This is a genomic window from Streptomyces sp. M-16 (assembly GCF_052114405.1).
Lineage (GTDB): Bacteria > Actinomycetota > Actinomycetes > Streptomycetales > Streptomycetaceae > Streptomyces.
Genome location: NZ_JBFRER010000202.1, coordinates 1 through 7,267, shown reverse-complemented (window position 1 = coordinate 7,267; position 7,267 = coordinate 1). Strand labels below are relative to the sequence as shown.

6 protein-coding genes are annotated in these 7,267 nt (G+C 73.4%); 1 reads left to right on the top strand and 5 read right to left on the bottom strand.

Going from position 1 to position 7,267, the window contains the following annotated elements; all coding sequences use genetic code 11:
* From AB4039_RS40580 to AB4039_RS40570, 3 genes are all read right to left on the bottom strand, one after another.
* The coding region (locus AB4039_RS40580) for an alcohol dehydrogenase catalytic domain-containing protein (RefSeq protein ID WP_442273138.1) at positions 1–670 on the bottom strand (670 nt) is incomplete at its 3' end.
* 389 nt (positions 671–1,059) lie between these two features.
* On the bottom strand, positions 1,060–1,881 hold the full coding sequence (locus tag AB4039_RS40575; protein WP_266843711.1) for a TetR family transcriptional regulator: 822 nt from the start codon (positions 1,879–1,881) through the stop codon (positions 1,060–1,062).
* A 178-nt stretch (positions 1,882–2,059) separates the two neighbouring features.
* On the bottom strand, positions 2,060–3,874 hold the full coding sequence (locus AB4039_RS40570) for a 3-hydroxyacyl-CoA dehydrogenase family protein (protein WP_442273137.1): 1,815 nt from the start codon (positions 3,872–3,874) through the stop codon (positions 2,060–2,062).
* Between the two features lie 495 nt (positions 3,875–4,369).
* Between AB4039_RS40570 and AB4039_RS40565 the strand changes: the two genes are divergently transcribed.
* Positions 4,370–4,939, top strand: coding sequence for an adenylosuccinate lyase (locus AB4039_RS40565; RefSeq protein ID WP_266843713.1), 570 nt, complete (start codon positions 4,370–4,372; stop codon positions 4,937–4,939).
* A gap of 61 nt (positions 4,940–5,000) precedes the next feature.
* On the opposite strand, the gene AB4039_RS40560 is transcribed toward AB4039_RS40565, so the two are convergent.
* Positions 5,001–5,432, bottom strand: a complete 432-nt coding sequence (locus AB4039_RS40560) for a RidA family protein (RefSeq protein WP_266843714.1) — start codon at positions 5,430–5,432, stop codon at positions 5,001–5,003.
* A gap of 24 nt (positions 5,433–5,456) precedes the next feature.
* The gene (locus AB4039_RS40555; RefSeq protein WP_266843715.1) at positions 5,457–7,046 is read right to left on the bottom strand and encodes an alpha/beta hydrolase; all 1,590 of its coding nucleotides are present in this window, start codon (positions 7,044–7,046) and stop codon (positions 5,457–5,459) included.
* Positions 7,047–7,267: the final 221 nt, after the last annotated feature.

Below are 7,267 nucleotides of genomic sequence, written 5' to 3'. Positions count from 1 at the left end.
GCTTCATCCCGGCACCGTTGCGGGAGACCAGCTGGCGGTACGCGGTCGAGTTGACCAGGCCCGGGGACGCGGCCTCCTCCCAGCTGAGGTGCTCCGGCTTCGGCATCAGCTGGTTGGACTTGACCAGGGCGATCTCGGCGAGGCCGCCGAAGTTGGTCTCGAAGCCCCAGATCCGCTGCTCCGGGTCGAGCATCGTGTCGTTGTGCCCGTCCGAGGACTCCAGCTCGACCGAGAGGCAGTGCGCGACGACCTCGTCGCCCGGCTTCCAGGCGTTGACGCCGGGACCGGTGCGCAGCACGACGCCCGCGAGGTCGGAGCCGATGACGTGGTACGGGAGGTCGTGGCGCTTGGTGAGCTCCGAGAGGCGCCCGTAGCGCTCCAGGAAGCTGAAGGTGGAGACCGGCTCGAAGATCGAGGTCCACACGGAGTTGTAGTTGACCGAGGAGGCCATGACGGCGACCAGGGCCTCGCCCGGGCCGAGTTCGGGGACCGGGACCTGGTCGAGGTGCAGGGACTTGCGGGGGTCCTTCTCACGGGTGGTGAGCCCGGCGAACATCTCCGCCTCGTCCTTGTGCACGGTGATCGCGCGGTACGAGTCGGGGAGCGGCAGGGCCGCGAAGTCGGCGGCCGTAGCGGCCTGCGACTGGATCGCGTCCAGGATGTCCTTCACGGTATTGCCTCCGGCTGAGCGCTGATGAGGGTGCGCTGAGGGATACGCGTTGCGTGCGTGGGTGCGGGTGGGGGGTGCTGCGAGTGCCGTCGGTCCGGCGGAGCGTGGTGCTGGCGCACCCGTGGTGAGGTGCGCGGTGCCTGGTGACGCAGGCATCCGGGGCGCGTTCCGTGCCGAGTGGGCGTGGGCCGCGGGGACATCCGGACGAGATTCAACGTATGGCACCCCGTGTCACTCAGCAAGGCACCGCGTGCCAAAACTTTCTCTCATTTGCCTATTGACCTGCGCAGATGAGCGATGATCGATCAGAGTTACCGGCGAGTAGGGGCAACCCGGACAAACGAAAGTGGCCGCCCCCGAATCGGGAGCGGCCACTGTGACGAGCGTGACTACCTGTTCCTGAGTGCCTCTTCGATGGTCCTCATGACCTCGTCGAGCGGAGCGTCGGTGCGGGCCACCGCGACCAGCACCTCCCCCTCGGTGCGGACGGCCGCCTGCGGAGCGGGGGCCGGGGCGTCCGCGACGGCCGTACGCCCCGCGCCGATCCCGGAGCCGAAGGTCTTGCGGACGATCGAGAAGGCGTGGTCCAGCTGCGCCTCCACGTCCCCCTGCCCGCCCGCCCGCAGCCAGCGCCGCAGCACGTGGTTGTGGGCGGTGACCACAGCCGAGGCGGCCACCTCGGCCAGCAGCGGATCGTCGTTGCCGTCGTGGTGGTCCTGCTCGTCGAAGTGGGCCAGCAGGTAGCGGGTGAACAGCCGCTCGTACCGGGCCACCGAGGCGATCTCCCGCTCCCGCAGCGCCGGCACCTCGCGGGTCAGCCGGTAGCGCTCCACCGACACCGCCGGCGAGGCGGCGTACATCTTCATGACTTCCTTGATCCCCCGGCACACCGTGTCGAGCGGGTGCTCGTGCGCCGGGGCCACGTCCAGGACCGCCTCGGCACGGATCAGGGTGTCGTCGTGGTCCGGGAAGATCGCCTCTTCCTTGGAGCGGAAGTGCCGGAAGAAGGTCCGGCGGGCCACCCCGGCGGTCGCGGCGATCTCGTCGACCGTGGTGGCCTCGTACCCCTTCGTCGCGAAGAGCTCCATGGCGGCCGCGGCGAGCTCGCGGCGCATCTTGAGCCGCTGGGCGGCGGCCCGCGTGCCGGCCGCGCTCTCCGGGGCGTCGGAGGCCGAGGAGGCGCGGGGTGAGGTCTTGGCGGGCTGGGACATAGGGCGAAAGTACTTCATTCGCGCAGGGGAGCGCGCCTGTGGGGGGTCGGACAGGGGTGGATGCGGGGGAGGGCCCGCACTGGGCCCGGGAGGGTTCGTCCGCCGTGAGGGTCCGGCGGACCCGAGCAGCCCTCCCCACGCATCCTGCTCGTGGACCGCCGGATCGGGGGGAGTCCCCTTACCGGCGGGCGTACTCACGGAATCCGCGGCCCGTCTTCCGGCCCAGGCAGCCCGCCGCGACCAGGTGCTCCAGCAGCGGGGAGGGGGCCAGGCCGGGGTCGCGGAACTCCTGGTGGAGCACCTTCTCGATGGCGAGCGAGACGTCCAGGCCGACGACGTCGAGCAGCTCGAAGGGCCCCATCGGGTACCCGCCGCCCAGCTTCATCGCGGCGTCGATGTCGTCGATGCCGGCGTAGTGCTGCTCGACCATCTTGATCGCGTTGTTCAGGTACGGGAACAGCAGCGCGTTCACGATGAAGCCCGCCCGGTCCCCGCAGTCCACCGGGTGCTTGCGCACCTTCGCGCAGACCTCGCGGACGGTGGCGTGCACGTCGTCGGCCGTCAGGACGGTCCGGACCACCTCGACCAGCTTCATGGCCGGGGCCGGGTTGAAGAAGTGCATGCCGATCACGTCCTGGGGACGCGCCGTGGCCCGCGCGACGGCGATCACCGGGAGCGAGGAGGTGGTGGTGGCCAGGACCGCGCCCGGCTTGCACACCTTGTCCAGGCCCGCGAAGAGCTCCTGCTTGACGGCCAGGTCCTCGGCGACGGCCTCCACCGCCAGGTCCACCTCGGCGAAGGCCTCCAGCGAACCGGCCGGGGTGATCCGGCCGAGGGTCTGCGCGGCGGCCTCCTCGGTCAGGCGGCCCTTGGACACCGCACGGCCCAAGGACTTCCCGATCGCGGCCTTCGCGGCCTCGGCCTTCTCCTGGCTGCGGGCCGCCAGCACCACGTCGTAGCCGGCCTGCGCGAAGACCTGGGCGATGCCGCTCGCCATGGTCCCCGAGCCGGCCACGCCCACCGAGGAGACCGGGCGGCCCGTGCCCAGCAGGGACCCGTCCAGCGGGGTCTGCAGGTCGCGGACGACCACCGCGCTGCCCGGCGCCTCGTAGGTGTAGAACCCGCGGCCCGACTTCTGGCCGGTCAGTCCGGCCTCGGCGAGGTGGCCGAGGATCGGGGCCGGGGCGTGCAGCCGGTCGCCGGAGGAGGCGTACATGGCCTCCAGCACGGTGCGCGCGGTGTCCACGCCGATCAGGTCGAGGAGCGCCAGCGGGCCCATCGGCAGCCCGCAGCCCAGCCGCATCGCCGCGTCGATGTCCTCGCGGGAGGCGTACTTCGCCTCGTACATGGCGGCTGCCTGGTTGAGGTAGCCGAAGAGCAGGCCGTCGGCGACGAAACCGGGCCGGTCGCCGACCGCGACGGGCTGCTTGCCCAGCTCCCGGGCCAGCTCGGTGACCGCCTCGACGGCGGGCGGCGCGGTCAGCACGCAGGAGACGATCTCCACGAGCTTCATCGCCGGGGCCGGGTTGAAGAAGTGCAGGCCGAGCACCCGCTCGGGGCGCAGCGACTCGGCGGCGAGCCGGGTCACCGACAGGGCGTTGGTGCCGGTGGCCAGGATCGTGTCGGGGCGCACGATCGCGTCGAGCTCGTCGAAGAGGCGGTGCTTGAGCTCGTAGTCCTCCGGGACCACCTCGATGACGAGGTCGGCGTCGGCCGCGGCCCCGAGGTCGGTGAAGGTGCGGAAGCGGGCCAGGACCCCCTCGCGCTCCTGCTCGGTGAGGCGCTCCTTGGCGACGGAGCGGGCCGTGGCGGCGGCGAGGGAGGCGGTGGCCCGGCGGGCGGCGGCCTCGCTGACGTCGATGCCGATGACCTCGCGGCCGGCCCGGGCGAGGACCTCGGCGATGCCGGTGCCCATCGTGCCGAGGCCGACGACGGCGACGGTGCGCGGACTGCCGGACGGGGTGGACTGACTGGACGTGGACGGAAGGTCCATCGCGGGACTCCAGTGGAATGAGGGTGACGACTGGGAAGCGCGCGCGGCGCACGGTGCGCGCGGGGTGCCGTACGGCGAAGGGGTGCGGAGAAGTGCGGAAACGCGGTGCGGAAACGCGGTGCGGAAACGCGGTGCGGAAACGCCGTGCGTCGACGCGGTGCGCGCAGAGCCGTACGGGCGTGCCGTGCGGGGTGGGCCCGCAGTGGTCGCGTCCGGGAAGACCGGGCGCGGCGGGCCTGGGCGGCACGACCCTGTCCCGGGGTCCTGCCGTGCGTGGTGGGTGGTGCGGTGAACCGACTGGCACGGGAGGCTGCGTCACCAGGCCGGTCCCGTGCGTGTGGAACGACAGTAACCCGGCGGTAACTGGCGCGCCAGAGCACGGAGATGTGACCTGTACCGCCCAAATGTACCGATCATCGATGATCGATCAACCGGGTACCGCGGAACTCCGCAGAACGGGGCGTGGCGAGGCCCGCCCGGCCCTAGGGTGGCCGTGTGAACGACGTGCTGGAACGCCTGCGGGCCGAGGCGGACGGATCGCCCGAGTACGGGGAACTGCTCGTGGCGGGTCCYGACGCGCTGGCCGCGTCGCTGACTTCCGCCGGGCGGCACCTGTGGGCGCGCGAACTGGCGGCCTACCGGCTCGGCTTGGCGGGGGACCGGCGTGCCTTCGAGCCGCTGGTCCTGCTGCTCAACCACCGGGACCCGGCGCGCTGCGAGGCCGCCGCGCAGGCGCTCGCCGTCCTCGGGGATCCGCGCACCGCCCGCGCGGCGGCGGCGCTGGCGACGAACGCCCTGCGCACCGCCTACGCCCTGCACCCGGTCCGGCTGCTGGCCGCGCTGCGGGCCCCCGAGTCGGCCCCGGCGCTGATGGCCACCCTGTCGAGGCTGCTCGCGCCGCACGACCCGTACTGGCGGGTGGCCCTCGCCTGTGTCGAGGGGCTCGGGGCGCTGGCCGACCCGCGCGCCCGCGACGTCCTGGTCCGGGCCCAGGCCCACCCCCGGCTGGCGGCGGCGGCCACCGACGCCCTGGGCCGGCTGCTGGCCGGCCACCCGGACGCGTAGCCGGGTCCCGCCCGGCCGGCGCGGCGGTCGTCCCCGGCGGCCGCCCGTCAGCGGCTGCCCGTCAGGGGCCGCCCGTCTCCGGGACGATCGCGAAGGCCTCGATCTCCATGAGCAGCTCGGGCCGGAACAGGGCCGAGACCACCACCGCCGAGGAGGCCGGCAGCAGGTGCGGGGGGATCACCGCGTCGCGGGCCGCCCGGACGGCCGGGAAGTGGGCCGTGTCCGTCATGAAGTAGGTCAGCTTCACCACGTCCTCGAATCCGGCCCCGGCCGCGGCCAGGCACCGTCGCAGGTTCTCGAACACCTGCCGGGCCTGGACCGCCGGGTCGCCCGCGCCGACCACCTCGCCCTTCTCATCGAGGGCACACTGCCCGGAGACGGCCACGAAACGCCCCGTCCCCCAGACGACGTGCTGGTAGCCGTGGCCGGGGGCGACCCCCTCGGGCGCCGTGATCCGGGTGAGCGCGCCGCCGTCGTTCTCAGAAATGGTCATGGACACGATCTTGCCGGGTACGGGTCAGCCGCGGAACCCCAGCAGTCCGTGCAGGGCGGCTCCCCCGGCCGACGGCGGCACCGCGCGCGTCGCGGCGGCCGGCTTCGGGGCGGGCTGGGCCGGGCAGGTGGCGTCCGCGGCCTGACCCGTCCTCAGGTACGCGGCGAGCTTCTCGTCCAGGCACTTGTTCCCGCTCAGGGCGATGCCGTGGTTGCCGCCGCCCTCCTCCACCACCAGCGCGGAGCCGGCCAGCTTGTCGCGCATGGTCACCGCGCCCTCGAAGGGGGTCGCCGCGTCCTCGGTCGCCTGGAACAGCAGCGCCGGGGGCAGGTCGTGGTTCGTCACGTCCGGCGCCTGGAGCGGCTCCGTCTTCCAGAACGCGCAGGGGGCGTTGTACCAGGCGTTGTTCCAGGTCATGAAGGGCGCCTTGGCGTGCGTGCGCCACATGTCGGCCCGCCACCGGTTCCAGTCCCGGGGCCAGGCCGAGTCCCGGCACTGCACCGCCGTGTACACGCTGTAGCCGTTGCCCGCCGAGGGCTCCACCGCCCCGAACCGTTCGTACGCCGCCACGAGCGGCTTCGGGTCCTCGCGCACCGCGTACGAGGCGAAGGCCTCGGCGAGGGCCGGCCAGTAGCCGTTGTAGTAGCCGCCCGGCATGTAGGTGTCCTCCAGCTCCGCCGGCCCCACCTTCCCGCCCGCCGGAGCGGACCGCAGCGCCGTGCGCATCGCGTACCAGCGCTCCTCGACCGCGGCCGGGTCGGTGCCCAGGTGGTAGGTGGCGTCGTACTGGGCCACCCAGGCCAGGAAGGACTTGTGGCGGGCGTCGAAGGCCTGGTCCTGGGCGAGGTTGTCCTCGTACCAGACCCCGCCCGGGTCGACCACGGAGTCCAGCACCAGACGGTGCACCCGGTCCGGGTGGAGGCGGGCGTACACCGCGCCCAGGTAGGTCCCGTAGGAGTAGCCGAAGTAGCTGAGCCGCTCGGCGCCCAGGGCCGTGCGCAGCACCTCCAGGTCGCGGGCGGCCGAGACGGTGCCCACGAACGGGAGGACGTCGGCGTGCCTGGTCTGGCAGGACTCGGCGAAGGACCGCACCCGCTCCAGGTTGGCCTGCTCGGTCGCCGGGTCGAGGGGTACGGAGTCGGGCCGGACCGGCTTGAAGTGACCGGCCCCGCAGTCCAGGACGGGCTCGCTCTTGCCCACGCCCCGGGGGTCGAAGCCGATCACGTCGTACTGGCCGGCCACGTCCTTGGGCAGCGCGGAGGCGACGAAACCGGCCAGGGCGCGCCCGCTGCCGCCCGGGCCGCCGGGGTTGACCAGCAGAGGGCCCTGGGAGGTGGCGGCGGTGTGCGGGACCCGGGTCAGGGCCAGGGAGATCTGCCGCCCGGCGGGGTGGTCGTGGTCGAGCGGGACCTTCAGGGAGGCGCACTGGAGCGTCGGGTAGCGGGGCGTCGCGCAGCCGGTCCAGCGCAGGGTGGCGGCGGCCGGGGCGGGCGCGGGCGCCGCGGCGGGTGCCGGAGCCGCGACGACGGGGCTCGCGAGGGCGGCGGCGATGGCGGAGAGCGACAGCAGTACGGCGGCGCGCTTCTTCGACGGATGCGGAACGGGGTGCAGCATGGGGCCTCCCAGCCGAGGGTTCTGGGCGGAATCGTCCCGGAAACCGTCGCGGGAAGACGGGATTGGGCAGCCTATTGGCCCGATGTGATGACCCCTCGGCAGGCGCGCGCGGCCATCGGGGTGATCGCCGCAGGGGCGGCCGGGCCTGCCCCGCGGGGGGCCGGATCCCCGGACCGCTCCGGGGCGGGGCGCGGACCGCGCCGCCCGGGTACCGCCGACCC

Coding starts and splice junctions, on each gene's coding strand:
- AB4039_RS40575 (WP_266843711.1), bottom strand. CDS start 1,881: ATGTCCCAGCCCGCCAAGACCTCACCCCGCGCCTCCTCGGCCTCCGAC.
- AB4039_RS40555 (WP_266843715.1), bottom strand. CDS start 7,046: ATGCTGCACCCCGTTCCGCATCCGTCGAAGAAGCGCGCCGCCGTACTG.
- AB4039_RS40570 (WP_442273137.1), bottom strand. CDS start 3,874: ATGGACCTTCCGTCCACGTCCAGTCAGTCCACCCCGTCCGGCAGTCCG.
- AB4039_RS40560 (WP_266843714.1), bottom strand. CDS start 5,432: ATGACCATTTCTGAGAACGACGGCGGCGCGCTCACCCGGATCACGGCG.